Source organism: Streptomyces sp. NBC_00234 (assembly GCF_036195325.1).
Lineage (GTDB): Bacteria > Actinomycetota > Actinomycetes > Streptomycetales > Streptomycetaceae > Streptomyces.
Window position 1 is genome coordinate 5,010,089 of the sequence record NZ_CP108101.1, and the last position, 26,345, is coordinate 5,036,433.

The 26,345-nt window shown below is 71.3% G+C and carries 26 protein-coding genes; 8 read left to right on the forward strand and 18 right to left on the reverse strand.

Annotated features, from left to right (window positions below):
* Positions 1-10: 10 nt before the first annotated feature.
* A complete protein-coding gene (locus tag OG230_RS22225; protein WP_328905460.1) occupies positions 11-3,358 on the reverse strand; it encodes a S8 family peptidase in 3,348 nt (1,115 codons plus the stop codon).
* 262 nt (positions 3,359-3,620) lie between these two features.
* Between OG230_RS22225 and OG230_RS22230 the strand changes: the two genes are divergently transcribed.
* Positions 3,621-3,950: an STAS domain-containing protein gene (locus tag OG230_RS22230; RefSeq protein ID WP_328905461.1), complete on the forward strand. Its 330-nt coding sequence runs from the start codon at positions 3,621-3,623 to the stop codon at positions 3,948-3,950.
* A gap of 28 nt (positions 3,951-3,978) precedes the next feature.
* Here the strand turns inward: OG230_RS22230 and OG230_RS22235 are convergent, their stop codons facing one another.
* From OG230_RS22235 to OG230_RS22250, 4 genes are all read right to left on the reverse strand, one after another.
* On the reverse strand, positions 3,979-4,296 hold the full coding sequence (locus OG230_RS22235; RefSeq protein WP_328905462.1) for a hypothetical protein: 318 nt from the start codon (positions 4,294-4,296) through the stop codon (positions 3,979-3,981).
* Positions 4,293-5,282, reverse strand: coding sequence for a sigma-70 family RNA polymerase sigma factor (locus tag OG230_RS22240; RefSeq protein WP_328905463.1), 990 nt, complete (start codon positions 5,280-5,282; stop codon positions 4,293-4,295). The genes OG230_RS22235 and OG230_RS22240 overlap by 4 nt, the downstream gene beginning before the upstream one ends.
* Before the next feature lie 93 nt (positions 5,283-5,375).
* On the reverse strand, positions 5,376-6,092 hold the full coding sequence (locus OG230_RS22245) for a L,D-transpeptidase family protein (protein WP_328905464.1): 717 nt from the start codon (positions 6,090-6,092) through the stop codon (positions 5,376-5,378).
* Between the two features lie 85 nt (positions 6,093-6,177).
* Positions 6,178-7,473, reverse strand: a complete 1,296-nt coding sequence (locus tag OG230_RS22250) for an MFS transporter (RefSeq protein WP_328905465.1) — start codon at positions 7,471-7,473, stop codon at positions 6,178-6,180.
* A gap of 62 nt (positions 7,474-7,535) precedes the next feature.
* Here OG230_RS22250 and OG230_RS22255 point away from each other — a divergent pair, with 62 nt between their 5' ends.
* Positions 7,536-8,489: a LysR family transcriptional regulator gene (locus OG230_RS22255; protein WP_328905466.1), complete on the forward strand. Its 954-nt coding sequence runs from the start codon at positions 7,536-7,538 to the stop codon at positions 8,487-8,489.
* A gap of 54 nt (positions 8,490-8,543) precedes the next feature.
* Here the strand turns inward: OG230_RS22255 and OG230_RS22260 are convergent, their stop codons facing one another.
* Positions 8,544-9,305, reverse strand: coding sequence for a dienelactone hydrolase family protein (locus tag OG230_RS22260; protein WP_328905467.1), 762 nt, complete (start codon positions 9,303-9,305; stop codon positions 8,544-8,546).
* 103 nt (positions 9,306-9,408) lie between these two features.
* Between OG230_RS22260 and OG230_RS22265 the strand changes: the two genes are divergently transcribed.
* Together OG230_RS22265 and OG230_RS22270 are read left to right on the forward strand one after the other, a co-directional pair.
* Entirely contained in the window at positions 9,409-10,563 is a 1,155-nt protein-coding gene (locus tag OG230_RS22265; RefSeq protein WP_328905468.1) for an adenosine deaminase, read from the forward strand.
* A gap of 135 nt (positions 10,564-10,698) precedes the next feature.
* Positions 10,699-11,001, forward strand: coding sequence for a hypothetical protein (locus OG230_RS22270; RefSeq protein WP_328905469.1), 303 nt, complete (start codon positions 10,699-10,701; stop codon positions 10,999-11,001).
* Positions 11,002-11,081: 80 nt separating this feature from the next.
* Here the strand turns inward: OG230_RS22270 and OG230_RS22275 are convergent, their stop codons facing one another.
* The 5 genes from OG230_RS22275 to afsQ1 form a co-directional block, all read right to left on the reverse strand.
* Positions 11,082-11,285, reverse strand: coding sequence for a PspC domain-containing protein (locus OG230_RS22275; protein ID WP_328905470.1), 204 nt, complete (start codon positions 11,283-11,285; stop codon positions 11,082-11,084).
* A 91-nt stretch (positions 11,286-11,376) separates the two neighbouring features.
* Complete coding sequence (locus OG230_RS22280; RefSeq protein ID WP_328905471.1) at positions 11,377-11,928, reverse strand: VanZ family protein; 552 nt, start codon at positions 11,926-11,928, stop codon at positions 11,377-11,379.
* 78 nt (positions 11,929-12,006) lie between these two features.
* Complete coding sequence (locus tag OG230_RS22285; protein ID WP_443051351.1) at positions 12,007-12,648, reverse strand: hypothetical protein; 642 nt, start codon at positions 12,646-12,648, stop codon at positions 12,007-12,009.
* Entirely contained in the window at positions 12,645-14,180 is a 1,536-nt protein-coding gene (locus OG230_RS22290; protein WP_328905472.1) for a HAMP domain-containing sensor histidine kinase, read from the reverse strand. The genes OG230_RS22285 and OG230_RS22290 overlap by 4 nt, the downstream gene beginning before the upstream one ends.
* Positions 14,177-14,854 (reverse strand): two-component system response regulator AfsQ1, encoded by a 678-nt coding sequence (gene afsQ1 / locus OG230_RS22295; protein ID WP_328905473.1) that lies wholly within the window; start codon positions 14,852-14,854, stop codon positions 14,177-14,179. The genes OG230_RS22290 and afsQ1 overlap by 4 nt, the downstream gene beginning before the upstream one ends.
* A 180-nt stretch (positions 14,855-15,034) precedes the next feature.
* Between afsQ1 and OG230_RS22300 the strand changes: the two genes are divergently transcribed.
* Positions 15,035-15,781: a SigE family RNA polymerase sigma factor gene (locus OG230_RS22300; RefSeq protein WP_328905474.1), complete on the forward strand. Its 747-nt coding sequence runs from the start codon at positions 15,035-15,037 to the stop codon at positions 15,779-15,781.
* A 151-nt stretch (positions 15,782-15,932) separates the two neighbouring features.
* Here OG230_RS22300 and OG230_RS22305 read toward each other — a convergent pair whose 3' ends face one another.
* Positions 15,933-16,640 (reverse strand): uridine kinase, encoded by a 708-nt coding sequence (locus OG230_RS22305; protein ID WP_328905475.1) that lies wholly within the window; start codon positions 16,638-16,640, stop codon positions 15,933-15,935.
* Positions 16,641-16,704: 64 nt separating this feature from the next.
* Between OG230_RS22305 and OG230_RS22310 the strand changes: the two genes are divergently transcribed.
* Positions 16,705-17,130: a hypothetical protein gene (locus OG230_RS22310; protein WP_328905476.1), complete on the forward strand. Its 426-nt coding sequence runs from the start codon at positions 16,705-16,707 to the stop codon at positions 17,128-17,130.
* A gap of 68 nt (positions 17,131-17,198) precedes the next feature.
* On the opposite strand, the gene OG230_RS22315 is transcribed toward OG230_RS22310, so the two are convergent.
* The 3 genes from OG230_RS22315 to deoC are packed head-to-tail and all read right to left on the reverse strand — an operon-like array spanning position 17,199 to position 20,543.
* Positions 17,199-18,161, reverse strand: coding sequence for an aldehyde dehydrogenase family protein (locus OG230_RS22315; protein WP_328905477.1), 963 nt, complete (start codon positions 18,159-18,161; stop codon positions 17,199-17,201).
* Positions 18,154-19,590, reverse strand: coding sequence for an aldehyde dehydrogenase family protein (locus tag OG230_RS22320; RefSeq protein WP_328905478.1), 1,437 nt, complete (start codon positions 19,588-19,590; stop codon positions 18,154-18,156). Before OG230_RS22320 ends, OG230_RS22315 begins: the two co-directional genes overlap by 8 nt.
* 5 nt (positions 19,591-19,595) lie before the next feature.
* Positions 19,596-20,543 carry a deoxyribose-phosphate aldolase gene (gene deoC, locus OG230_RS22325; protein WP_328905479.1) on the reverse strand — a complete coding sequence of 316 codons (948 nt, stop codon included), beginning with the start codon at positions 20,541-20,543 and terminating at the stop codon, positions 19,596-19,598.
* A 124-nt stretch (positions 20,544-20,667) separates the two neighbouring features.
* Here deoC and OG230_RS22330 point away from each other — a divergent pair, with 124 nt between their 5' ends.
* Entirely contained in the window at positions 20,668-21,303 is a 636-nt protein-coding gene (locus OG230_RS22330) for a PH domain-containing protein (protein WP_328905480.1), read from the forward strand.
* A 54-nt stretch (positions 21,304-21,357) separates the two neighbouring features.
* On the opposite strand, the gene OG230_RS22335 is transcribed toward OG230_RS22330, so the two are convergent.
* The 3 genes from OG230_RS22335 to OG230_RS22345 form a co-directional block, all read right to left on the reverse strand.
* On the reverse strand, positions 21,358-22,998 hold the full coding sequence (locus tag OG230_RS22335) for a phospho-sugar mutase (protein WP_328905481.1): 1,641 nt from the start codon (positions 22,996-22,998) through the stop codon (positions 21,358-21,360).
* A 182-nt stretch (positions 22,999-23,180) separates the two neighbouring features.
* A complete protein-coding gene (locus OG230_RS22340) occupies positions 23,181-24,005 on the reverse strand; it encodes a purine-nucleoside phosphorylase (protein ID WP_328905482.1) in 825 nt (274 codons plus the stop codon).
* 104 nt (positions 24,006-24,109) lie between these two features.
* Complete coding sequence (locus tag OG230_RS22345) at positions 24,110-24,547, reverse strand: gamma-glutamylcyclotransferase (protein ID WP_328905483.1); 438 nt, start codon at positions 24,545-24,547, stop codon at positions 24,110-24,112.
* A 250-nt stretch (positions 24,548-24,797) separates the two neighbouring features.
* Between OG230_RS22345 and OG230_RS22350 the strand changes: the two genes are divergently transcribed.
* Complete coding sequence (locus tag OG230_RS22350) at positions 24,798-26,237, forward strand: NAD(P)H-quinone dehydrogenase (protein ID WP_328905484.1); 1,440 nt, start codon at positions 24,798-24,800, stop codon at positions 26,235-26,237.
* Positions 26,238-26,345: the final 108 nt, after the last annotated feature.

Sequence of the window (26,345 nt, forward strand, 5' to 3'; positions counted from 1 at the left end):
GCGGTGGGCTCTACTTCCCGTAGTAGGCGTTGTAGACGGCCACCGTCGACAGGTTGCCCCTCCGGTCCGTGACCTTGGCCGCGAAGGAGATCGACTTGCCCTTCGCGGGGTTCTTCACGGAGATCGCGCCCTTCTTCACCGTGACCTTCTTCCAGGTCTTCCCGGCGTTGTAACTGACGTACACCTTGAGCGACGCGAGGTTCTTGCCCGCGGCCGAACCCTGCACCTGGACCGGCACGGAAGCGGCACTGCCCGCCGCCACCCTGCTGTCCAGGCCCACGGCGGGGGTGAAGCGGACCGTGGACGCCGGGAGCTTCGCGCCGCTCGTCTTCCAGGACCGGAAGGTCCAGCCCGCGTCGATCCGGGTGGAGGCGCCGCCGAGCGCGGCACTGCGCCGCACGGAGGTCTTCAGCGTGTAGTTCGCGGCACCGGACGGCACCGTGAACGGCGTTTCTCCGTACAGCGGGTCGCTGTTCCGGGCGAACTCCTTGCCGTTGCGGTACAGGACCGTCTTGACCGAGGTGAACTCGGACGACCCGGCGTTCCCGTGGCCGTCGGCGAGGAGCGGCACGAGGCCGGTGATCTCGTTGTCCGTACGGTGGAGGCCGAAGGTGTCGTCCAGCAGCGGCCCGAACACGGCCGTGTTGACGGTCTTCGTGTACGTCTTGCCGCCCGCGTACGAGCGCGGGTCACCGAGCGAGTACGACGACTCGTACATCGGCCAGCCGTCCTCGTCGGCCCCGCCGAGCTGCGCGAAGTCGAAGTTCCACCGGACCTTGTCGGCGGTCGAGACGAAGACCGTGCGGGTGCCGGGGAGCTTCTGCGTCGTCGATGTGGCCGTGCCGCTCGTCATGCTGGGGAGGGTGCCCCAGGCCGTGATCTCGCCGGTCTTCTTCGGAGCCGGGGAGCCCATGGCGATCTTGACCTTGGCGAACTGGCCGGCCGTGAGCTTGCGCGCGTAGCCGGTGGCGAACTGCTTGGCCGGGCCGCCGAGCGCGATGTCGTACTCGGCGGACGCACCCTTGGACCAGCTGCCCAGCCAGTGCTGCGCGAGCGAACCGTCGGTGACCTTCGGACCGACGTGCGCGGTGCGGAAGTTCTTGTACGTGTCCAGGTACCAGCCGAACGTGAACGAGCTGGACGGGGACGTGAGGGAGTAGTCGGGCGCCATCAGCAGGGGCGTGACCGACTTCTCGGGCAGCGTGATGTTCACCGCCTTCGCCGTGCGCGCGTCGAGCGTGACGGCGGTCGCCTTGGTCACGTCGAGCTTCGGCTGCACGAGCCAGTCGACGCCCTTGCCGGAGTCGTCCGGGTCCACGTACAGATTGGCGTTCAGCCCGTACGTCCCCTTGGGTACCCGGACCGTGGCGGTGCCCTTGGTGTTCAGCGGGGAGACCCACACGCCGTCGGCCTCGCCCGAGATGCCGAACAGGTCGCTGTCGGCGTAGGCGGCCGGCTTGCCGTCGCGGCCGATGTAGGTGACCTTCACCTCGTACGACTCGATCTCGCGGTCGACCGCCGCGGCCGTCCGGACGGTCTGCCCGCCACCGGTGCCCACGACGTACGCGGAGTACGTGCCGTTCACCGTGGAGCCCAGCCGGGTGTCGGCCGTCAGCGCCACGTCGGCGGTGCCGCCCGCGGGGACGGTGACCTGCGAGGCGCCCAGGGTGAAGAATCCGGCCGGAGCGGGCTTGCCCGTCGGGTCGGTCCCCGCCGCGGTGAGATCGAGGGTGACGTCCGTCGTACCGAGGTTCCGGTACGTCACCTTCTTGGTGACCGGGGTGTCATCGGTGTGCGGCCACTGCTGCATCCCGAAGCTCACCGACACCGGGTCCGCGACGATCGTCTGACCGAGCGCCTTGTCGACGGCGATCCGGCCGGAGCCCTGCTCGAACGGGGTGTACGCGCCGGGCTTCGACGAGCTCGTCAGCGCGCCCTTCAGCTCCGTGTACGTCCACGCGGGGTGCTGCTGCTTCAACAGGGCGGCGGCGCCCGCCACATGAGGCGTCGCCATCGACGTGCCGGAGATGGTCAGGTAGCCCGGCGGCTTCTGGCCGACCTCCTTGTCGATGACGGAGCCGGGCGCCGCGGCGGCGGTGATGTCCACGCCGGGTGCGGTCACATCGGGCTTGATCGCACCGTCACCGACACGCGGGCCACGGCTGGAGAAGGACGCCAGCAGGTCCTGGTCGTCGACCGCTCCGACGGTCAGCGCGGCGTCCGCGCTGCCCGGGGAGCCGACGGTGGAGGCCCCGCCCTCGCCCTCGTTGCCCGCCGCGATGGCGAACAGGATGCCCTGGTCGGCCGACAGCTTGTTGACCGCCGCCTCAAGAGGATCGATGTCGGGGGTGTCCCCGCCACCGAGGCTCAGGTTGACGATGTCGGCGCCCTCCGCGGCGGCCCACTCCATGCCTGCGAGGATGCCGGAGTCGCTGCCGAAGCCGTCGTCGTCGAGCACCTTGCCGTTCAACAGCTTGGCGTCGGGAGCCACGCCCTTGAACGTGCCGCCCGACGCGGCGCCCGTACCGGCGGCGATCGACGCCACGTGCGTACCGTGGCCGAAACGGTCCACGGCGTCGGCGGCGTCGGAGAAGTTCTTCTCCGCGAGGACCTGTTCCTTGAGGTCGGCGTGGGTCGAGTCCACTCCGGTGTCCAGGACGGCGATCTTGACGCCCTTGCCGGTGTAACCGGCCTCCCAGGCCGTCGGCGCACCGATCTGCGCCACGCTCTTGTCGAGGCTCGCCCGGCGGACGCCGTCCAGCCAGACCCGGTCGATGCCCGCCGCCGTGGTGCGTCGGTCGCCGCTCGCGGACGGGTCGGTGAGTGCCTGCCAGATGTCCGGGGCGTCGGCCTTCGGCGTGGTCAGCGCCTGGGCGTTCAGCGACTTCAGGGTACGGCCGACGGTCGTGCCGCCCGCGTCACGCACATCGGCCTTCGCCGCGGCGGCCTGGGCGCCCCGGTAGCCGACGATCAGGCGCAGGCCCTTGTGCTGGGCCCGGCGGTTCTCCGGCCGGTTCAGCTCCGTGACGTCGAACAGCCGCTGGTCGAGCTTGCCGGACGTGATCAGCCGGCGGGCGTCGGCGGGCACGACGAGCGTGTGCCCGTCGCGCACCTGCTTCTGCACGGGTATGTGCTCGCGCCCCTTCGCGGGCTCGAAGCCCACGACCCGGCCCTTGGCGTCCACCTGGACGCGGTCGCCGGTGACGAGAGTGAGGTGATGCGCGGCAACGGGCCGGCCGTCCTTCGCGGGGACGCGGTCCGTCTGTGCCGCGGCCGGGGTGGTCATCCCCGCCGCGAGCGCCACGGCGGCTGCCGCGGCGATGGTCGATACGCACGCGCTCTTGACGTGTCTGCGCAACTCTCCCCCTGGAGAATGAAGTGGTTCCTGGGAACCGCAGGTCCGGGGCCCTCTGCGTGACTGCCGATGCCACCGGTTCATGATTCAAGAGGGGGAAAGACGCCGCGGGGTTCACAAAAGTGGTGCATGGGAATGGAGTTGGCGGAAAGAGAGCGCTCCGCGCTCACTGCCGACAGGGCGTGCCGATCCTCGGCAGGGCTCCCCGCCGCACCGGACTCCGATGAGTTTCCGGCGCCGCGCCGGTCTCCCTGTTGTGGATGCCATGACCCCGATAGAGCTCGTCGTCTCCGGTCGCGTCACCCGGGCCGACGTGCCACGGCTCTGTGCCGAGCTGGAGACGCTGCTGTACGGCCCCGAGGCCGCCGGGCTCGACCCCCGGGCCTCGGTCGACTGCGACGTGGGCGGCGTCGTGCATCCGGATCTGGCCCTGGTCGAGGCGGTGGCCCGGCTGGGGCTCGTCGCGCGGCGGGCCGGGGGGCGGGAGCTGCGTCTGCGCAACGTCCCGCCCGGGCTGCGGGCCCTGCTCGACCTGACCGGGCTGGCCGAGGTGCTGGGCCCGGCCCGGTGTCAGGCACGGGACCCGACCGTGTGACGGCCGGGTCCCGGTGGTGCGGCCCTCGTCAGCGGGCCACCGCGCAGATGTACAGGCGGTCCGTCACTTGCGGTTCCTCGGTCGTCCGGCGGGCTTCGGAACCGAAATCGGGCACGGACGAAGGCGACGAGGCGGGCCAGGGCGAGGCCGAGCGGTCCGTGCGCGGACTCGGGTCGCACGGGCCGCCCTCGGGCTGCGGCCCCGGATCGGGGTTGGCCGTGAGGTCGGGGGCCCGGTCCGCTCCGGGCCCCGCGGTGGCCGTGGGCTCGTCCAGCCAGAGCGTCGCCCCCCAGCCGCCCACCACCAGCAGGGCCCAGACGGCGACGGCCGGCCGGCGGATTCTCACGCCGGGTCGGCGTCGAGGTGATCCGGCAGTCCGAACAGCGGGAACCAGCGGGGCGTGTCCAGGAAGCAGTGCATCCCGGTGATCGCCCCGTCCTCGATGTCGATGACCTGCACCGCCCATGGCACGAACCCGGGGCCGTCCGGATTCGGCTTGTAGTGCGCGAACGCCGGGGTCCCGTTGGCCTCGGTCGCCACGAGCCGCGAACCCGCGCAGCCGGCGCCGATGGAGAGCATGAAGCCGGTGATGTCGTCGTGCCCCTGGAGCCAGAGGTCGAACGGCGGCATGGTCATCACGGCGTCCTCGTGGAGCAGCGCGGTCAGCGCCGCCATGTCGTACCCCTCGAAGGCCGCCACGTACCGCTCCAGGAGCTTGCGCTGCTCCTCGTCGAGCGGGTTCGCGGTGTCCGGGGCGCGCCCCTCCGTCTCGGTGAGCGTCGCGCGCGCCCGCTGGAGGGCGCTGTTGACCGAGGCGACCGAGGTGTCGAGCAGTTCCGCGACCTCGCTGGCCTTCCAGGCCAGGACCTCACGCAGGATGAGCACGGCCCGCTGCTTGGGAGGCAGGTGCTGGAGGGCGGCGACGAAGGCCAGCCGCACCGACTCACGGGCCACGGCGGCCTCCGCCGGATCGGTGACGGACGGCAGGATGCGGCCGTCCGGCATCGGCTCCAGCCAGGTGTTCTCGGGCAGCGGGTTGAGGGCGGCCTGTGCCAGCGGCGACGGGCCGGTCAGATCCACCGGCCGGGCCCGCTTGTTGCCCGCGTTCAGCATGTCCAGGCAGACGTTCGTCGCGATGCGGTAGAGCCAGGAGCGCAGGGAGGAACGGCCCTCGAACTTGTCGAAGTTGCGCCAGGCGCGCACGAGCGTGTCCTGGACCGCGTCCTCCGCCTCGAAGGCCGAGCCGAGCATCCGGTAGCAGTAACCGGTCAGCTCGACCCGGTGTCCCTCCAGGCGGCTGTCGATATCGGCAGCCACGGTCAGATCACTCATTGCTCCACCCCTGTTGCGCTGTGACACCACTCACTCAGCACTGTGGAAGCTACCGCAGGCCACTGACAATCGGGCGGGAAGAGCGGAAGCCGCTCACGTTCCGGGCTTGCGTCCGTACACGTAGACGTCGTCGCCGTTGCGCAGCAGATTCCAGTATGCCTTCGCGTCCTTGCTCCGCATGTTGACGCAGCCCCCCGAGCCGGGCGGGTTGTACATGCTCTTGGTGACGGAGTGGAACGCGATGCCGCCGTCGAAGAACTGGGAGTACGGCATCCACACGTCGTAGAGCGTCGACCAGTGCTTGAGGCTGCGCCAGTAGATCTTCTTCGCACCGGTACGCGTCTCCGCGCCGTTGCGCCCCGTCCGGACCGGCACCGGGCCGTACTTCAGCTTCGAGCCGTCCTGGATCCAGCTGAGCTGCCTGGTCAGGTCCACGCACGCGATGCGCCCCTTGTTCGTGGGGCACTTCTTCGTCTTGTTGGGGTTCTTCCCGGCCGCCTTCTGGGCGAGCATGGTGTTCATCGTGCGCCAGGTGATCGGCCCCGCGTACCCGATCGTGGGTGTGATGCCGTGCTTCGCCTGGAAGGCGCGGGTGGCCTTGCAGTCGGTGGGGGACTGCCTGCCGTCGACCGGGCGGCCCAGGAACTTCTCGACCTTCTTCTGGTACGGCCCGGTGGAGGTCGTGCAGGACGCCGCCTGCGCGGTCGTGCCCGTGCCCAGAACGAGGGCGGGTGCTGCCATCAGACCCGCGACGGACAGGGCGACGCTCCGTCGTATCCGTACGCCCCGGATATCTCCTATGACTCCCATGTGCGCCAACTCCCCTTCGCGCGCAGTGCGTTGATACCGCCTGCTAGACGCGCGAAGGGGAGTGCCGGTTGTGCGTGCGAAGGTCTCAGTTGTGTACCGCGACCGCCGGTAGGGCCCGGAGGCGTTCGGTCCTGGCCACCCGTGTCCCGTACAGCGTGATCGATACGACGCCGAGGACCGCGAACAGTCCCAGCGCCACGGTGCCCGCCCAGCCCCCGGCGTGGAAGGCGACCGCGCCGAGCGTGCCGCCCGCGCTGGAGCCCAGGTAGTACGCGGACTGGTAGAGCGCCGAAGCCTGGGCGCGGCCCGTCGTCGCCGTGCGGCTCACCGAGGAGGAGGCGACCGCGTGGCCGGCGAAGAAGCCCGCCGTGATCAGGACCAGTCCGAGGAGGACCGCCGCCAGTTGGTCGGCCAGCGAGAGCAGCAGACCGGCGGCCGTGGTGGAGACCGCCAGGTAGAGCGCGCCCCGGCGGCCGAGCCGGGCCACCAGCGTGCCGGCCGCGGCGGAGGAGACCGTACCGACCAGATAGACGAGGAAGATCGAGCCGACGATGCCCTGCGGGAGGTTGAACGGGGCCTCGACCAGCCGGTAGCCGATCACCGTGTACACCGCGCCGAACACCGTCATGAACAGGGCGCCGATCGCGTACAGCCGCCGCAGCAGCGGATCCGCCAGGTGCGTGCCGACGGTCCTGGCGAGGGCCTTCGGGTTGAGCGAACCGGGCGTGAAGTTGCGGGCCTTCGGAATCATGAAGTGGAAGACGGCCGCGCAGACCACGGCGAGCAGCCCGACCGCGCCGAGCGCCGCCCGCCAGCCCCACAGCTGGGCCACCCAGCCGGTGAGGATACGGCCGCTCATGCCGCCGATGCTGTTGCCCGCCACGAACAGACCGATCGCGGCGACCAGCGCCTTGGGCCGCACCTCCTCCGCCAGATACGCCATCGCGGACGCCGGCAGCCCGGCGAGCGCGGCGCCCTGGACGGCACGCAGCGCGATCAGCCAGCCGAGGGACGGGGCGAAGGGCACGAGCAGTCCCACCAGTACGGCCACCGTCAGCGAGGCGGTCATCATCTGCCGCCGCCCGAAGCGCTCGGAGAGGGCGCTCAGCGGCAGTACGCACAGCGCCAGCGCGCCGGTCGCCGCGGAGACCGTCCAGCTCGCCTGACCCGCCGTGGCGCCGAACGACTCGGAGACGGCGGGCAGCAGCGCCTGGGTGGAGTAGAGGAGTGCGAAGGTCGCCACTCCGGCGGCGAAGAGCGCGAAGCTCATCCGGCGATAGCCGGGGCGGCCGGGTTCCAGCCGCTGGGCGGAGGCGGGAGAGGAAGAAGGTGCGGGGGCGTCCACCGTTCGGATGGACGCCTTGGTACTGGCAGGAGGCATAGGTCGAAAGTAGGCCGCCAGGTTTCATGCGTCCAATGCACGAACTCGTCATAATCGTTCCCATGGTGCATGAACGCAGGCCACAGCCCCGGCTGTCACCGAGTAGTTACGAAGAAGACATTCGCGCCGTGCTCGCGCCACGCCTCGCGTACTTCGAGGCGGTCGCCCGCCACGAGCACGTCACCCGCGCCGCGCACGAGCTGGGCGTCCCGCAGTCCACGCTCTCGCGGGCCATGGTCAGGCTGGAACAGGACCTGGGTGTCGCCCTGTTCGCCCGCAAGGGCCGTACGGTCTCGCTCACCCCGGCCGGCCGGACGTTCCTGGCCTCGGCCGACCGCGCGCTCACCGAGGTGGAGAAGGCGGCCGACTCCGTGCGGGCGGACGCCGACCCGACCGCGGGCAAGGTCGCCTTCGGCTTCCTGCACACCATGGGGTCCGAGACCGTGCCCGCGCTCATCCGCGCCTTCCGCGTCGACCACCCGCGGGTCCGCTTCCAACTGGTCCAGAACTACGGCGAGGCGATGATCGAACGCCTCCGCTCGGGCGGCCTCGACCTCTGCCTCACCTCGCCGGTCCCCGACGCCCCGGACCTGGTCGCCCGCCGCCTCGACGAACAGCGGCTGCGCCTGGTCGTCCCGGACGACCACCGGCTCGCCTCCCGCCGCCGGGTGCGGCTCGCGGAGGCCGCCGACGAAACCTTCGTCACCCTCGAACCGGGCTACGGCCTGCGGCGGATCACCGACGACCTCTGCGCGGAGGCGGGCTTCACCCCCCGGATCGCGTTCGAGGGCGAGGAGGCGGAGACGCTGCGGGGTCTGGTCGCCGCGGGTCTGGGCGTCGCGCTGCTGCCGCCGCCCGCGGTGGCGCGCCCGGGAGTCGTCGAGCTGACGGTCACGGCGCCGAGGGCGGCCCGCGAGATCGGTGTCGCCTGGCTGGACGGCCATCCGGACACCCCGCCGGTCGCGGCCTTCAAGCACTTCCTGCTGTCCCGCCGGGGGCACCTGCTCCCGGACTGACGAGACCTGGGTCGTGTCCGCGAAGTCTCGTCCGACCGGCGGTGCTTCGAGACCCTAGTGCCGCAGCGACCGCCCGAACCCCGCCGCCAGCGGCATCCGCAGACCCAGCGGCGGCGGCGCCGCCAGGGCGTCGGCGACCGGGCGGGCGTAGGACCGGGCGAACAGCGAACCGCACACGAAGTCGGCGGCCAGCGCCACCACTTCGGCCCGGTGCTGGCGCAGCGCGTGCCCGTCCGAGTGGACCTCGAACCGGCAGACGTCCCGGTTGGACTTCTTCGCCCGCTCGGCCAGCCGGAACGACAGCTCCGGATCGATCCGTTCGTCGTTGGTGCCGTGCACGATCAGCACCCGCCGCCCCGCCAACTGCCGTACGGGCTCCGCCTCGTCGGCGGTGCCGTCGGGCAGCCAGGGGGCCATCGCCAGTACCGAGGTGACCGCGTCGTGCCCGGCGGCCCGCAGCGCGGCCCGACCGCCCATGCCGTGCCCGGTCAGACAGACGGGTACGTCGCCGTAGCGGCGTACGACCTCGTCCGCCGCCCACTCGGCGTCGGCCGCCAGATCCGCGTCCGTGGCGTTCCAGCCGCGCCAGCGGTACCGCACGACATGCACCGCGAGCCCGTCCGGCCGGCCCGCGCGGGCCAGATGCCGGGCGAACGGCAGCTGGAACGCGTACGACAAGGAGGACGGCCTGCGGTGCGAATCCGCTTCTCCGTCCGGGAGCAGCAGGGCGACGCCGCTGACCTCGGGTGGTGCTCCGGCCGTGAGGACGGCCCGTCCCAGCCTCGCAGCAGGCAGGGGAAGTGCGCGCTGTGCCATGACAGAACAGTGTCAGAAGGACAGGTGTACTCCACCCGACTTCGCGGTCACTGTTACGCATCGGCGCCCAGCGCTCTACGCGCGTAGGCGCTAGAGTGCCCAGATGACGAGCCAGACCCCCAACGTTCCCAGTTCCGAGCAGATCAGGCGTGCGCCCAAGGTGCTGCTCCACGACCACCTCGACGGCGGCCTGCGCCCCGGCACGATCGTCGATCTGGCCCTCGCGCAGGGCTACGACGCCCTGCCGGAGACGGAGCCCGACAAGCTGGGCATCTGGTTCCGCGAAGCGGCCGACTCCGGCTCGCTGGAGCGCTATCTGGAGACGTTCGCCCACACCTGCGCCGTCATGCAGACCCGCGAGGCGCTGATCCGGGTGGCGGCCGAGTGCGCCGAGGACCTCGCCGAGGACGGCGTCGTCTACGCGGAGGTGCGGTACGCCCCCGAGCAGCACCTGGAAGGCGGTCTGACCCTCGAAGAGGTCGTCGAGGCGGTCAACGAGGGCTTCCGCGAGGGCGAGAACCGCGCCCGCGCCAACGGCCACCGCATCCGCGTCGGCGCCCTCCTCACCGCCATGCGGCACGCCGCCCGCGCCCTGGAGATCGCCGAACTGGCCAACCGCTACCGGGACCTCGGCGTCGTCGGCTTCGACATCGCGGGCGCCGAGGCGGGCTTCCCTCCCACCCGCCACCTCGACGCGTTCGAGTACCTCAAGCGCGAGAACAACCACTTCACGATCCACGCGGGCGAGGCGTTCGGCCTGCCGTCGATCTGGCAGGCCCTCCAGTGGTGCGGCGCCGACCGGCTCGGCCACGGGGTCCGCATCATCGACGACATCGAGATCGCCGACGACGGCAGCGTGACCCTCGGCCGCCTGGCGTCCTACGTGCGCGACAAGCGCATCCCGCTGGAGCTCTGCCCCACGTCCAACCTCCAGACCGGCGCGGCGGAGTCCTACGCCGAGCACCCCATCGGCCTGCTCCGCAAGCTGCATTTCCGCGCCACCGTGAATACGGACAACCGGTTGATGAGCGGTACGAGCATGAGCCAGGAATTCGAGCGGCTGACCGAGACTTTCGGATACACGCTCGACGACATGCAGTGGTTCACCGTCAATGCGATGAAATCAGCATTCATTCCTTTCGATGAACGTCTGGCGATGATCAATGACGTCGTCAAGCCCGGATATGCGGAGCTGAAGTCGGAGTGGCTTTTCCGGCAGACCGCTACGACCAGCGGTTCTTCCTCCGTCAGCGGCTGAGTCGGCTCTACGGAAATCGGCCGGGGCAGGTCACGCCCCGGCCGTTTTCCGTGTCCCCGCATGTTTGCGGGACAGGTAAGGGGATGACTACGTTGCAGAGCCGCTCACATCCCCTTCCCCAAGGATGAATTTCACATGAAGCAGTCTGCTGCCAGGACTCTCGGCGTCGCCGCTCTCGGTGCCGCTTTCGCCGCAGCCGCCGCCGGTTCGGCCTCCGCCGCCACCGCGCTGCCCGTCGACGCCGCGACCGCGGCCGTGCCCGCCGGCACCGCGCTGGACGCCGTCAGCCAGAGCCTGCCCACCGTGCAGGACGCGGCCGGACAGCTCCTCAAGGGCCAGCAGAGCGTCGGCGGCGACGTCACCGCTCCCGTCACCGGTCTGCTCGGCGGCCTGCCCACCAAGGGCGTGTCGGCGAACGGCCTGCCCCTCGGCGGCTGAGCGGTACCCGTACACGGCAGTGGGGCGCGCACCCGGTCAGGGTGCGCGCCCCACGCGTGTTCTCCCCGTGCTCCCGCAGGTCACCAGGCCGTCGCGGCCGAGGTCTTCTCCGACGGCAGCAGCAGCCACAGCGCCAGGTAGAGCAGGAACTGGGGGCCGGGGAGCAGGCACGAGACGAGGAAGATCACGCGCATCGTCCCCGCGGAGGTGCCGAAGCGCCGTGCCAGCGCTGCGCACACTCCGCCGATCATGCGTCCGTCACGGGGGCGGGCAAGTGCGGCCATGGTGGGCTCCTTCGCGAACCGACGGGGAGCAGCTCCTGTTGTGCTCCCGATGTATCCATGGTCGCTCCGCGAAGGGGTACGAAGCGTCGCTCTACGGGGCGATGCCGACCCTGGAAATCGTCGGGGTCGAGCCCTGAGACGCCTCGTCCCGAAGCCGGACCGCTTCCCCTACCGCCCCGTCCCGCTGCCCGCGCCGCAGCCGGGCCCGGCAGACCGGCACGACCACCAGGTGCGCGATCGCCACGCCCGCGGTGTTCAGCAGCAGCGAGTCGACGTCCACGACCTGCCCCGGCACTCCGGTCTGCGCCAGCTCGATGGCCAGCGAGATCAGTGCCCCGGCCGCGACGGTACGGGCCAGCGAGGCCCACGGGGACACGAACAGCCGGCCCCCGGCCATCGGCAGCAGTACCCCGAGCGGCGCCAGCAGCAGCAGCCCCGAGCCGAACCGGCGCGCGGCCTCGACCGGGCCGAGAGCCAGGTCTGCCTTGATGCCGGCCAGCGGCTGGAAATTCGCGGCGGTCACCCACGCCACGTCCAGGGGGCGCAGGGTCAGCCACCCGACGATCAGCAGATGCGCGAGGAGGAGGAGTACCCCCGCCGCGCGGAAGCGGATGACGGCCTGGCCGTCCGAACCTTGACGCACGATCCCCAAGACGCCACGACCGGCAGGATCGGTTCCGCCCTGTTTCAGGAAGTGGTCAGGAATACGTCACGGCCGGCCTCAGGACAGTTCGAGTGCTCCGGGCGTCGGCACGTCGCCGGGCCGGGTCTTCGTCTGCGACGTGCACAGATAGCCGCGTGGCGCGTAGTTCCCGGGGCCGCCGAGGACGACCGTGCCGCCGGGCGCCAGCGTGTCGCGCTCCGCGTACGTGCACACGAGCTGTGCCAGGGCCTCGGCCGCCAGGTCCTCGGGCTGCTGGTTCAGACGCAGTGCGCCCGCCGGATCGCCCTCCCGGCCCTCGGTGACCCGCAGGCCCACCGGCACGCCCGTGGAGAACCCGGCCTGCCGCTCGTCGGTGGCCGGCTCCTTCTGGAGCTCGTCCAACAGCACCCGTGCGACGCGGATGCGGTCGGACTCCGACGCGTCCAGCCGCACCGAACGGCTCACGGTCACCAGCTGGGAGGCGCAGACCAGGTAGATCTGGACCTGGATGTCCTCCAGGGACTGCGTGGTCACGTCCCGGGCGGGCGTGCGGCACGGCACCCGGGACGGCGCGGCGCCCGCGTCCACCGGCACCGAGGTCGACCTGATCCCGCAGCCGGCCGCCAGAGCGACACCCGCCAGGACAACGGCCAGCACCCGGCCGGCGCGCCGCGTCCGCCCGGTGCGCTGTGCGCCGTACGCACGGTCGCCGCTCGTCACGTCGCGCCGCCCTCCTCGTTCCGGTCCTCCGCGCCGTGCTCCCCGGCCTCGGAGGTCAGCCGCTCGGCATCGCGGGGCAGCCGCAGCACGAACACCGCGCCGTCACCGTCCGGCGAGTTCGCGGCCGTGATGTCACCGCCGTGGATGTGTGCGTTCTCCATGGCGATCGACAGGCCGAGCCCACTGCCCTCGGACCGGGGCCGGGAGGCGCTCGCCTTGTAGAAGCGGTCGAAGACGTGCGGCAGGACGTCCTCGGGGATGCCCGGACCGTGGTCCCGCACCTCGATGACCAGTTCCTCGCCGACGGTCCGTACCGCCACGCGTACCGGCGAACCGCCGTGCTTGAGGGCGTTGCCGATGAGATTCGCCAGGATCACGTCGAGCCGGCGCGGATCGAGCCGCACCATCATGCCGCGCTCGGCGTCCAGATCCACCGCGTCCAGCCAGGCCCGGGCGTCGATGCAGGCGGTGACCTGGTCGGCGACGTCGACCGTGTCGAGGACGAGACGGGCCGTACCCGCGTCGAAGCGGGTCACCTCCATCAGGTTCTCCACCAGGTCGTTGAGCCGTCGGGTCTCGCTGACCACCAGATGCACCGCGGGGGCGATCATCGGGTCGAGGCTGTCGGCCTCGTCCTCCAGCACCTCCGCGACGGCGGTGATCGCGGTCAGCGGGGTCCGCAGCTCGTGCGACATGTCGGCGACGAACCGGCGGCTGGACTCCTCCCGCGCGCTCATGTCCGCGACCTTCTTCTCCAGCGAGCTCGCGGTCCTGTTGAACGTACGGGAGAGGTCGGCCAGTTCATCGGTCCCGGACACCACGAGCCGGGTGTCGAGCTTGCCCTCGCCGAGTTTGCGGGCCGCGTCGCCCAGCCGCTGCACCGGGCGCAGCACGGTCGTCGCCGCACCCTGGGCGAGCAGCGCCGAGCCGACCAGGGCCAGCGCGGTGGCGATACCGAGCGACCAGGCCAGCGAGTTGAGGTCCTGGCGCTCCTGGTCGAGCGACTTCAGCATGTACCCGGTCGGTCCGCCACCGATGATCTTCGTCCCGGCCACCAGGTACGGCGTGCCGCCGATGCTCGTGCGCTGCCAGAACAGGTGGTACTCAAAGGTGTTGCCCGAGGTCATGGGCTGCTTCCTGCCCACCTGCTCCTGCAGCGAGGACGGCACGTCCTGCCGGGTGAAGGAGTCCAGGTCGGAGTACCCGACGATCGGCTTGCCCTCGCGCTCGTCCACGAGCAGGACGTTGTAACCGGGACTGCTGCTCGCCATCTGCACGGCGGCGTTCTGCAGATCGTCCCGGGTGGGAGGTATCGGCAGGGTCGCCGCCCGGTTCTGCATCTGGCGGCGGAAGTCGCCGAGGGCGGAATCCTGGGTACGCGTCAGCACGGCCTCACGGTTGAGCCAGTACGCGATCCCCGACGCGGACACCGCCGCCGTCAGCGCGACCAGCCCGAACACGACGACGAGCCGCAGTCGCAGACTGGTCCAGCGCAGACCGGTGAGCACGGTCCGCTTCGCGGGTTCACTCACTGAGGCGAGTCCAGCCGGTAGCCCACGCCGCGCACGGTACGGATCAGCGTCGGCGAGGACGGCACGTCCTCCACCTTCGCGCGCAGCCGCTGGACACAGGCGTCCACGAGCCGCGAGTCACCGAGGTAGTCGTGCTCCCACACCAGGCGCAGCAGCTGCTGCCTGGAGAGGGCCTGGCCGGGCCGGCGGCTCAGTTCCAGCAGCAGCCGGAGCTCGGTGGGGGTGAGCTGGAGGTCCTCACCGCTCTTGGTGACGGTCATCGCGGAGCGGTCGATGATCACGTTCCCGAACGTCGCGGAGTCCGTGGACTCGCGTTCGCCCCGGCGTAGCACCGCGCGGATCCGGGCGTCGAGCACCCGGCCCTGCACGGGCTTCACCACATAGTCGTCCGCGCCGGACTCCAGTCCCACCACGACGTCGATGTCGTCGCTGCGCGCGGTCAGCAGAATGATCGGCAGCTGGTCGGTGCGGCGGATGCGCCGGCACACCTCGAAACCGTCGATCCCGGGCAGCATCACATCCAGCACGACCAGGTCCGGCCGCTGCTCTCGCAGCAGGTTCAGGCCGTCCTCTCCCGTCGCCGCAGTGGCCACTCGGTGGCCCTGGCGTGACAACGAGAGTTCGAGAGCCGTGCGGATGGCGTCGTCGTCCTCGATCAGCAACAGGAAAGGCACGGGGTCATTCTGGCCCATGGTGGTGCCTCAGTTCGACAGTTGGACGGCTCTCACCGTTCCGCCACACCCGGGAGAGGCCCTGTGACACGTCTGTGACAGTCGGGGGACAGCGCCATGAAACTGCCCGGGCAAGCTCGTTGGCACATGGAAGCAACCGACTCCACCGACGGGGGGCGCGAGATGAACGCAACGCACAGCACCGGCTCGAGCGCAGTTGTCACGCGTCTCCACGACGTCGGCCGGGGTCCGGAGAAGTCCGGCGGTGGAGCGCGGGGGTGCGTTCGCGGCGTCGGGCGTCAGCATCCGTCGTACATGACGGTGGTTGACACGCCCCTCGGGGGCAACGGGGGAAGTGCGTACGGGGAGGTCACGGGGGAGCGGAAGCCCTCGGCGCAGACCGAGGACGCCGCAGCGGTGTTCACGGCCTACGTCCAGGAGCGCCGCGCCTCCCTGTACGCAACCGCCTATCACCTGACCGGCGACCGGTACGAGGCCGAGGACCTGCTGCAGAGCGCCCTCTTCTCCACGTACCGGGCGTGGGACAGGATCAGTGACAAGGCGGCGGTCGGCGGATATCTGCGGCGCACCATGACCAACCTGCACATCAGCGCCTGGCGCAGGCGCAAGCTCAACGAATACCCGACCGAGGAGCTGCCGGAGACGGTGGGCGACACGGACGCGATGCGCGGCACGGAGCTGCGGGCGGTGCTCTGGCAGGCGCTCGCGCGGCTGCCCGAACTCCAGCGCACGATGCTGGTCCTGCGGTACTACGAGGGCCGCACCGACCCGGAGATCGCGTCCATCCTCGACATCAGTGTCGGCACGGTGAAGTCGAGCATCTGGCGGTCGCTCCGCCGGCTGCGCGAGGACGAGGTCCTCAGCTTCGGCCGTGACGAGGAGGAGTCCTTCGGCGAGCTGGTGGCCTGAGGCGACGGGGGGAAACGGGGGACGGGGGGAACGGGCCGCTGCTTCGGGGGAGGCGGCGGTACGGGGGTAGCGCATCGGGGTCGGACAGGCCGGGGGGTCCTGTCCGGCCCCGTTTCGCGTGCCCGGACGCCGGGGCGCCCGACCCCGGCCGTTACGCGGCCCCGCGGCCCGCGGTCGTCCGGCGACAGCGCCCCGCCGCAGCCGCGGCCAGCCGGCCCAGCGCCTCTTCCTTGCCGCACGGATACGCGCCCAGCGCCGTCTGGCGGGCCACGATCCGTCGCTCGGACCGCATCAGCCGCCAGCCGCGGCGCAGCAGGAACGGCACCGACTTGCGGCCCTCGCGCAGATCCCGCAGCAGCCGCCGCCGGAACGTCGTCGAGGGGCGCCCGCGCAGACAGAGCGCGTCCGCCAGGAGGCCCAGCTCCTGGCAGCGCTCCACGATGTCCGCCGCGAAGATGCCCTCGGCCACGAACAGGGGCGTGCGTTCGATGTGGAACGCCTCGCGGCCGACGCGCGCGCTCGTGGCGATGTCGTACACCGGCACGTCCGTACGCCCGGTACGGCACAGCTCCGAGACGGCCGCGACCGCCGCGTCCGCGTCCCAGGACTGTGCGGAGTCCCAGTCGATGTCCGTGCTGTCCGTGACCAGCGGCAGCGTCGGGTCGTTGCCCTCCTTGTAGAAGTCGTCCAGCCGCAGCACCGGCAGACCGGTGCGGGCGGCCAGGGAGGACTTTCCTGAGCCGGAGGGGCCCGCGAGCAGTACGACGCGGGTCGGGATCGATTGGGAATTCACAGAACAGAAGTGTGAGGCATTGACCCGCGCAGGGGACCCCTCGGAGGTCCTGTTGGTATCGAGCATCACACCTCAACTACTCTCCGCGCACGGACGATTACCGAAAACGGCTCGATCAGGTGGGAAAATCATGGCTCGTCATGCACTGTCTGCACCTTCACGCACCCGGCGCCGCATTCTGCTGCGCGCGGGCCTGACCGTCACCGCGGTGGGCGCGGCGCTCGGTGCGGGAGGTGCGGCCGCCCAGGCCGCGCCGCTGCCCGCTGCCCCGGCCACCGAGGCGGACAGCACCCTCGGCGCGGTCACCGACACCGCGGGCCCGGCGCTGACCGGGGCGCTCGGCTACTCGCTCGCGGGCGGCATCGCGCCCATCACCGATCTCCAGCTCGACCCGCTGGCCGGGACGGGCGTCGACCCGCTGGACAACGCGGTGGGCACGCAGATCGCCGACTTCAAGCCGCTGACCACGGCCGTGGTGACCGACCCGGTGACCAGCGGCGGCGCGCTGAGCGACCTGCCCGTGGTCGGGCAGGCGACGGACCTGCTGACCGGCTGACGGCACGACGGCCTGCGGGCCGCCTCCTCCGGTCACCCGGGGGAGGCGGCCCGCAGGCCCGTGGGCGGTCAGTACGAGGAGCCTGCGGCTCCCAGGGCGCCCGTGGGGTGCCAGACCGTCTTCGTCTCCAGGAAGGCCGTCAGGCGGCGCGTGCCGGGGTCGGCCGACCAGTCGGGCTCGTTGGCATCTGTGTCCACAGGAGAGGAAGGGGCGGCGCTCTGCGCCTCGTTCGAGGGGCGGTGGCGGGCGACGGGTGGGCGCAGGACGCGCTTCATGTTGTCCGCCGCCGCGATCTCCAGCTCCTTCGCCAGAGCGGCGTCGGCTCCCGTGAGATCGATCGCGTTGACGTCCTGGTGGGAGGCGAGCGGCGCCGCGAGCTCCGCCGTCTTCCCGGACAGGATGTTGACCACGCCGCCCGGGAGGTCGGAGGTGGCCAGCACCTCGCCCAGGGAGAGCGCGGGCAGCGGGGAGGCCGCCGAGGTGATGACCACGGCCGTGTTGCCGGTGGCGATCACCGGGGCGATCACCGAGACCAGGCCCAGGAACGAGGACTTCTGGGGTGCCAGGACCGTGACGACACCGGTCGGCTCGGGGGTGGAGAGGTTGAAGAACGGGCCGGCGACCGGGTTCGCCCCGCCGACGATCTGGCCGATCTTGTCGGTCCAGCCCGCGTACCAGACCCAGCGGTCGATCGCCGCGTCGACGACGGCCGCCGCCTTGGACTTCGAGAGGCCCTCGGCGTCCGCGACCTCCCGTACGAACTGGTCCTTGCGGCCCTCCAGCATCTCCGCGACGCGGTAGAGGACCTGGCCGCGGTTGTACGCGGTCGCGCCCGACCAGCCGCCGAACGCCTTGCGGGCGGCCACGACCGCGTCACGTGCGTCCTTGCGGGAGGACTGCGGCGCGTTCGCCAGCCACCTGCCCTTGGAGTCCGTCACCTCGTACACCCGGCCGCTCTCGGAGCGGGGGAACTTGCCCCCGACGTACAGCTTGTAGGTCTTGAAGACACTGAGACGCGTCGCATCAGACATCGAGGTATGCCTCCAGGCCGTGACGGCCGCCTTCGCGGCCGAAGCCCGATTCCTTGTAACCGCCGAAGGGCGACGTCGGGTCGAACTTGTTGAACGTGTTGGCCCAGACGACGCCTGCCCGGAGCTTGTTGGCCACCGCGAGGATGCGGGAGCCCTTCTCCGTCCAGATGCCGGCCGAGAGGCCGTACTGGCTGTTGTTGGCCTTGGCGACCGCCTCGTCCGGGGTACGGAAGGTGAGGACGGACAGCACCGGGCCGAAGATCTCGTCGCGGGCGACGGTGTGCGCCTGCGACACGTTGGTGAAGAGCGTCGGGGCGAACCAGTATCCGGACGAGGGGAGTTCGCAGGGTGCGGACCAGCGCTCGGCGCCCTCCGCCTCACCCGTCTCGACGAGCGAGGTGATCCGGGAGAGCTGCTCCTCGGAGTTGATCGCGCCGATGTCGGTGTTCTTGTCCAGCGGGTCGCCGAGACGGAGCGTGGACAGACGGCGCTTGAGGGAGTCCAGCACCTCGTCCTGGACCGACTCCTGTACGAGGAGCCGGGAGCCCGCGCAGCAGACCTGGCCCTGGTTGAAGAAGATGCCGTTGACGATGCCCTCGACCGCCTGGTCGATGGGGGCGTCGTCGAAGACGATGTTGGCGCCCTTGCCGCCCAGCTCCAGGGTGACCTTCTTGTCCGTACCGGCGATCTGGCGGGCGATGGCCTTGCCGACCGCGGTCGAGCCGGTGAAGGCGACCTTGTTCACGTCGGGGTGGCCGACGAGGGCGGCGCCCGCGTCGCCGTAACCCGTGAGGATGTTGACGACGCCCTTGGGCAGACCTGCCTGGCGGCAGATGTCCGCGAAGAACAGCGCGGAGAGCGGAGTCGTCTCGGCGGGCTTCAGGACCACCGTGTTGCCGGTGGCGAGCGCCGGGGCGATCTTCCAGGCCAGCATCAGGAGCGGGAAGTTCCACGGGATGACCTGGCCGGCCACGCCCAGCGGGCGCGGGTTCGCGCCGTAGCCCGCGTGGTCCAGCTTGTCGGCCCAGCCCGCGTAGTAGAAGAAGTGCGCGGCGACGAGGGGGAGGTCCGCGTCGCGGGTCTCCTTGATCGGCTTGCCGTTGTCCAGGGTCTCCAGGACGGCGAGCTCGCGGCTGCGCTCCTGGATGATCCGGGCGATCCGGAACAGGTACTTCGCCCGCTCGGAGCCCGGCAGGGCCGACCACTTCTCGAACGCCTTGCGGGCCGCCTTCACGGCCCTGTCGACGTCCTCGGCGCCGGCCTGCGCCACCTCGGCGAGGACCTCCTCGGACGAGGGGCTGACCGACTTGAAGACCTTGCCGTCCGCGGCGTCGGTGAACTCGCCGTCGATGAACAGCCCGTACGAAGGGGCGATGTCGACGACGGAGCGGGACTCCGGAGCCGGTGCGTACTCGAATGCAGATGCCATGGGGATCAGTCCACCGTCACGTAATCGGGGCCGGAGTAACGGCCGGTGCTGAGCTTCTGGCGCTGCATCAGCAGGTCGTTCAGCAGGCTGGAGGCGCCGAAGCGGAACCAGTGGTTGTCCAGCCAGTCCTCGCCCGCGGTCTCGTTGACCAGCACGAGGAACTTGATCGCGTCCTTGCTGGTGCGGATTCCGCCGGCCGGCTTCACGCCGACCTGTACTCCAGTCTGCTCCCGGAAGTCGCGGACTGCCTCCAGCATCAGCAGGGTGTTCGCGGGCGTCGCGTTGACCGCGACCTTCCCGGTCGAGGTCTTGATGAAGTCGGCGCCCGCCAGCATCCCGAGCCAGGAGGCCCGGCGGATGTTGTCGTACGTGGACAGCTCGCCGGTCTCGAAGATCACCTTCAGCCGCGCGGAGCCGCACTCGGCCTTCACGGCCACGATCTCCTCGTACACCTTCAGGTAGTGGCCGGAGAGGAAGGCGCCGCGGTCGATCACCATGTCGATCTCGTCGGCCCCGGCCGCCACGGCGTCGCGGACGTCCGCGAGCTTGACGGCCAGCGCGGCACGGCCGGCGGGGAAGGCCGTCGCCACGGACGCCACCTTCACTCCGGAGCCGGCCACGGCGGCGACGGCGGTCGCCGCCATGTCGGGGTAGACGCAGACCGCGGCGGTGCGCGGGGTCGTGCGGTCGGTCGGGTCGGGGTTGACGGCCTTGGCGGCGAGAGCCCGGACCTTGCCCGGGGTGTCCGCGCCTTCCAGCGTCGTCAGGTCGATCATCGAGATGGCGAGATCGATGGCGTACGCCTTGGCAGTCGTCTTGATCGATCGGGTACCGAGAGAGGCGGCGCGCGCTTCGAGGCCGACAGGGTCGACGCCGGGCAGCCCGTGCAGGAAGCGGCGCAGCGCACTGTCGGACGCCGTCGCGTCGGCGAATGCAGGTGCAGTGGTGGGCATGGTCACCACATGAGCATATCTACGCGCGTAGCGACCTGTACAGGGGCCCTTCCCCTTCTCGCGCCGCACGCACGCGGCACGGCCGCCCGGCCGACCCGGACGGCCGTCAGGCAGAATCGGGCACATGACGAGCCCCACGCCTGATCCCGAGCCGGTCTACGCCGACCGGACCTTCCGTTCGGTCACCGGCCTGGTCTGCGGAGTGCTGCTGATCGCGCTGACCGCCTGGATCGGCGGCGACGCCCTGTTCCGCGGCGAGGGGTGGACCCCGTGGAAGGCGCTCGCGGGCATGCTCGCCGTGATTCCGCTGATCGCGGCGTTCACGGTGCGGCCCGCGGTGTTCGCGAACGAGGAGCGGATCCGTATCCGCAACCCGTTCCGGACGATCGTGCTGCCCTGGTCCGACGTCGCCGACGTGCGCGCCGGCTATTCCACCGAGCTGTCCACCCAGGCCGGCGTCACGTACCAGCTGTGGGCCGTGCCCGTCTCGCTGCGCGAGCGCAAGCGGGCGGCCAGGAAGGCGTCGCGGCAGTCGCAGGACGATCCGTACGGCCGGTCCTCCGTGAACGCCGACGTCCGCGACACCGCGTCGCGCATCGCCGCCGCCGACCAGACCGTGGTCGACCTGCGCGAGCTGGCGGAGGGGGCCGCGCACCGCAAGGACGTGTCCGTGACGTCCTCGGTCCGCTGGGCGTACGAGGTCATCGCCCCGGCCGCCGCGGGCCTGGTGCTGCTCGCGGTGTTCCTCGGGATCGGCTGAGGCGGGCGGCCCGCGCCCCGGGGGAGCGTCAGGCCGCCCCCCGGAGCCGCGCCGTCAGATGCCCGCGGCCGCCGACAGGTCGCGCTTGATCCCGGCGAGCAGTTCCGCGCCCCTGGCGCGCGCCGCGGGCAGCTCGTCCGCGGAAGCGACCGGCACCACGACCTCCAGGTAGCACTTGAGCTTCGGCTCGGTGCCGCTCGGGCGGACGATCACCCGCGCGCCCGTGAGGTGGTAGCGCAGACCGTCGGTCGGCGGCAGCAGCTCCGTGCCCTCCGACAGGTCCTCGGCCGAGGTCACGGCGAGGCCCGCCAGGGCGGTCGGCGGCTGCTCCCGCAGGCGCCGCATGGCGTCCGCGATGACCGTCAGGTCCTCCACACGGACCGACAGCTGGTCGGTGGCGTGCAGTCCGTGCGTGACGGCGAGGTCGTCCAGCAGGTCGAGGAGCGTACGGCCGCGCTCCTTGAGCTCGGAGGCCAGCTCGGCGACGAGCAGGGCGGCCGTGATGCCGTCCTTGTCGCGTACGCCGTCGGGGTCGACGCAGTAGCCCAGCGCCTCCTCGTAGCCGTACCGCAGTCCGTCGACACGGGCGATCCACTTGAAGCCGGTCAGCGTCTCCTCGTACCCGAGGCCCGCCTTCTCGGCGATCCGGCCGAGCAGCGAGGACGACACGATCGACTCGGCGAAGGTGCCGGTGACGCCGCGGCCGACCAGATGCGCGGCGAGCAGCGCGCCGACCTCGTCGCCGCGCAGCATCCGCCAGCCGCCCGCGACGGCCAGGTCCGGCACGGCGACGGCGCAGCGGTCGGCGTCGGGGTCGTTGGCGACGACGAGGTCGGGAACGGCGCGGCGCGCGGTCGCGAAGGCGAGATCCATGGCGCCGGGCTCTTCCGGGTTGGGGAAGGCGACGGTGGGGAACGCCGGGTCGGGTTCGGCCTGCTCGGCGACGAGCACGGGCTCCGGGAAGCCGGCCCGCGCGAACGCGGCGGTGAGCACGGACGTACCGACGCCGTGCATCGCCGTGTACACGATGCGGGCGGTGCGCGGGGAGCCGGCGGCGAGCACCGCGTCCGTACGGGCCAGATAGGCGTCCAGGACCTCGTCGCCGAGGAGCTCCCAGCCCTCCTCGGGGCGGGGCACCGTGTCGAGCGGGCCGACCGCCGCGATCGCGGCGGCGATCTCTCCGTCGGCCGGGGGCACGATCTGCGAGCCGTCGCCGAGGTAGACCTTGTAGCCGTTGTCGCGCGGGGGATTGTGGCTGGCGGTCACCTCGACGCCGGCGACGGCGCCCAGATGCCTTATGGCGTACGCCAGGACCGGGGTGGGAAGCGGGCGGGGGAGCACCGCCGCCCGCAGGCCGGCGCCGGTCATCACGGCGGCGGTGTCCCGGGCGAAGTCGGCCGACTTGTAGCGGGCGTCGTACCCGATGACGACGAGCCCGCCGCCCTGTCCCTGCGCGGTCAGGTACGCGGCGAGGCCGGCGGCGGCGCGGATGACCACGGACCGGTTCATCCGCATGGGCCCGGCCCCGAGCTCCCCGCGCAGCCCGGCCGTACCGAACTGCAGGGTGCCGGCGAAGCGTGCAGCGAGTTCGTCGAGGTCCTCGGCTGCGATGAGCTTGGCGAGCTCGTCACGGGTCTCGGGGTCGGGGTCCTCCGCGAGCCACGTCCTGGCCTGCGCAATGAGGTCCTGCTCCACGGTGTCCGCCTTTCGGGGGTGGGGTGGGTTTGGGGGGCGCTGCCCCCGGACCCCCGCTCCTCAATCGCCGGAGGGGCTTACTTCTCAGCCTCGACGGCGTTTGAGGCGCGGGGCCTGGGGCGGAGCCCCGGTTCGGGAAGGGGCGGGTAGGGGAAACTGCCCGCCGCAGGCGCGACGCCCGCTCAGATGCGGTCCAGCACGCGCGCCAGCAAAGATCCCATCCGCACCGCGGAATCCCGCCCGGCCTGGAGCACCTCTTCGTGGTTGAGCGGCTCGCCGGACAGCCCGGCGGCCAGGTTCGTCACGAGCGAGATGCCGAGGACCTCCGCCCCCGCCTCGCGCGCGGCGATGGCCTCCAGGACGGTGGACATGCCGACCAGGTCGCCGCCCATGACCCGGACCATGTTGATCTCGGCAGGGGTCTCGTAGTGCGGGCCGGGGAACTGCACGTACACGCCCTCTTCGAGCGTGTCGTCGATCTCCTTGCACAGGGCGCGCAGCCGCGGCGAGTACAGGTCGGTCAGGTCGACGAAGTTGGCGCCGATGATCGGGGACGCCGCCGTCAGGTTGATGTGGTCGCTGATCAGCACGGGCTGGCCGGGGCGCATGCCCTCGCGCAGTCCGCCGCAGCCGTTCGTCAGCACGATGGTCTTGCAGCCCGCGGCGACGGCGGTACGGACCCCGTGCGCGACGGCGGCGACCCCGCGGCCCTCGTAGTAGTGCGTGCGGCCGAGGAAGACCAGGGCGCGCTTCTCACCGATGCGGTACGAGCGGATCGTGCCGCCGTGTCCCTCGACCGCCGGCGGGGGGAACCCGGGGAGCTCGGTCACGGGGAACTCGGCCTCCGGAGCGCCGAGCGCATCGCCCGCGGGGGCCCACCCCGAGCCCATCACCAGGGCGACGTCGTGGGTCTCGGCGCCGGTCAGCTCGCGGAGGCGGGCTGCGGCGTCGGCGGCGGCGGCGTGCGGGTCGCCCTGGATGTTGTCCGGAATAACAGATGCGTTCACGCGGATGAGGGTAGCCGGTGATTCCCTACGCGCGTAGATGACCATGCGCAGAGCCTGTCCGGACGTATTCGTACTTTCGTACAGGAGTGAGGTGCGGCCGGCGCTCAGCAGGGGCGCTTGCGCAGCTCCATCACGTAGTCGTGGGGGGCGCCGGCGGATTCGGCGGCGTCGGCCACTTCGCCCAGGTAGCGGGCGGAAGGCAGCCCGCCCTCGTACCCGTTCAGCACGTACATCCAGGCCGGTTCCTCGCCGTCCAGGGTGTGCACCCGCACGCGCATCCGCCGGTAGATGTCGAGGCCGACGCCTTCCCAGCGGTCCATGGAGTCCTCGTCCATCGGCGCGATGTCGTACAGCGCCACGAAGACCTGGGAGCGGGGCGCCTCGACCACCGTGGCCAGCGCGCCTTCCCAGCCCATCTGTTCCCCGCCGAAGGTCAGCCGCCAGCCGTTGAGCCAGCCGGTGCCGCGCAGCGGGGAATGCGGAGCGCGGCGCGTCATCAGCCGCGCGTCGAGGTTGCCGGCGTATGCGGCGTAGAGCGACATGTGGTCGAGGGTACGGGAGGTGACCGGGGGAGTGCCGGTTCCCTGGTGCGCTGCCCCGTCGGAAAGCCCCGGTTCGTCCCCGCCGGGACCCCGTCCCGGCGGGCCCCGCCACGTATGGAGGGCCCCGGGGCGAAGCACTTTGGCGCGTGCGGGACAATGGAGTACGTACTGCATTCCCCCGGGGTCGGCCCCGGACCCCGGCCGCGGCGGCATACGGCCGCGGGATGACACCACGCGAGGCGGACTTTACGTGACCCGGATCGTGATCATCGGCGGCGGCCCCGGCGGCTACGAGGCGGCACTGGTGGGCGCCCAGCTCGGCGCGGAGGTGACCGTCGTCGACTGCGACGGCCTCGGCGGCGCGTCGGTACTCACCGACTGCGTGCCCTCCAAGACCCTGATCGCGACGGCAGAGGTGATGACCACCTTCGACTCTTCGTACGAGGAGTTGGGCATCATCGTCGCCGACGACACGCCGCACATAGAGCAGGCGGCGCGTGTGGTCGGTGTGGACCTCGGCAAGGTCAACCGACGGGTCAAGCGCCTCGCGCTGGCCCAGTCCCACGACATCACCGCGTCCGTCACCCGCGCGGGTGCCCGGGTGATGCGCGGACGCGGCCGGCTGGAGGGCCTCCAGGCCGCCGACGGTTCGCGCCAGGTCGTCGTGACCGCCGCCGACGGTACGGAGGAGTCGCTGACCGCCGACGCCGTGCTGGTCGCGACCGGCGGACACCCCCGGGAGATCCCGGACGCGCTCCCCGACGGGGAGCGCATTCTGAACTGGACCCAGGTCTACGACCTCGACGAGCTCCCCGAGGAGCTCATCGTCGTCGGCTCGGGTGTCACCGGCGCGGAGTTCGCCGGCGCCTACCAGGCGCTCGGCTCGCGCGTCACGCTCGTCTCCTCGCGCGACCGGGTGCTGCCCGGCGAGGACCCGGACGCCGCCGCGGTCCTGGAGGACGTCTTCCGCCGCCGCGGCATGAACGTCATGGCCCGCTCCCGCGCCCAGTCCGCCAAGCGGGTGGGCGACCGGGTCGAGGTCACCCTCGCCGACGGACGCGTCATCTCCGGCTCGCACTGCCTCATGGCGGTCGGCGCGATCCCGAACACCGCGGGCATGGGCCTGGAGGAGGCCGGGGTCAGGCTCAAGGAGTCGGGCCACATCCTCACCGACCGGGTCTCCCGCACCAGCGCCCCCGGCGTGTACGCGGCCGGTGACGTCACCGGAATCTTCGCGCTGGCCTCGGTCGCCGCGATGCAGGGCCGGATCGCGATGTACCACTTCCTCGGTGACGCGGTGGCCCCGCTGAACCTGAAGACGGTCTCCTCGAACGTGTTCACCGACCCCGAGATCGCGACCGTCGGCTACAGCCAGGCCGACGTCGACGCGGGCAAGATCGACGCCCGGGTCGTGAAGCTGCCGCTGCTGCGCAACCCGCGCGCCAAGATGCAGGGCATCCGGGACGGCTTCGTCAAGATCTTCTGCCGGCCCGGTACGGGCATCGTGGTCGGCGGCTGTGTCGTCGCTCCGCGCGCCAGCGAGCTGATCCACCCGATCTCGATCGCGGTCGACAACAACCTGACGGTGGAACAGATCGCAAACGCTTTCACCGTGTACCCGTCGCTGTCCGGATCGATCGCAGAAGTGGCGCGGCAGTTGCACACCCGGAAGCTCACCGGCGAGTCGTAGGCCCTGCCGGAAGCCCGGCAATCCCCGGCAACCCCCGGCAAGCCGGACGGGCTCGGCGAGCGTTTGTGACCGCTCCCGTCCGACTCCGTCACAACAGCGGGGCCGCCT